Origin of the sequence: Gordonia paraffinivorans NBRC 108238 (assembly GCF_000344155.1) — a bacterium.
GTDB classification, from domain to species: Bacteria; Actinomycetota; Actinomycetes; order Mycobacteriales; family Mycobacteriaceae; genus Gordonia; species Gordonia paraffinivorans.
The window spans coordinates 1-706 of record NZ_BAOQ01000108.1; the positions used below are offsets into that span (position 1 = coordinate 1).

The following is a 706-nucleotide window of genomic DNA, read 5'->3' on the forward strand; positions in this document are numbered from 1 at the left end:
GGCCCCGCCGAGATCGTTGTCTCGACGGGGCCAGATGGGCAGACCGTGGTACTACCGCGAGGGGCCGTTGTGATCTCGTTGCCGATGGGGATCACGGCGGTCTGTTGCAGCACCTGGTGCCGGTCGTGCTCCGGCCACTGGCGAGGTGCGTGCGATTCCCCGCGAGGCGACTGCTGCGGCACGTTGTGCCGGGGTCATGGGTTGCCGGGCGCCGGGGAGGCCGTCGAACTGTTGCGGCGGGGACGTGCGGTTGAGCTTCCGCTTGGTTCTTCTCTGCCGCGTACGCGGCGGCGCGACTTTCCTCAATGCGTTGCGCCGCGACGCGGTACTCCTCGCGGGAGTTGAGGCCGGCTTCCTCGACCGTGTAATTGGTCGGGTTCCACTGCAGCGACCAGCCGGGTTGACGGCCGGCGACTTTGAGTCGTTCGGCTGCGGCTGCACGCGCAGCCTGCGCTTCGGGTGTGCTCGCTTCGGCGGCGATAGCCGACTTGATCTGTTCGAGCTCGACTCGCTTGTCGCGTAGTTCGCGGATCTGGACCGAGACCGCCAGCGGTGCCACCACTGCCCGGCCGCAACTCGATGACCTGTTCTCTCACCTTCGGCCTTGGGACACCCTGGTGGCGGAAGCCGATGCCGCGCTCTTCGAGGTCGGTGACGACCTGAAGCAGATGTGGCAGTGAGCGGCCGAGTCGATCGAGTCGCCACA

General features: G+C 67.3%; 1 protein-coding gene. It reads right to left on the reverse strand.

Translation table 11 applies throughout. From position 1 onward, the window contains the following. Positions 1-91: 91 nt before the first annotated feature. Positions 92-562 carry a hypothetical protein gene (locus GP2_RS21780; RefSeq protein ID WP_157211758.1) on the reverse strand — a complete coding sequence of 157 codons (471 nt, stop codon included), beginning with the start codon at positions 560-562 and terminating at the stop codon, positions 92-94. Between the last annotated feature and the right edge of the window lie 144 nt (positions 563-706).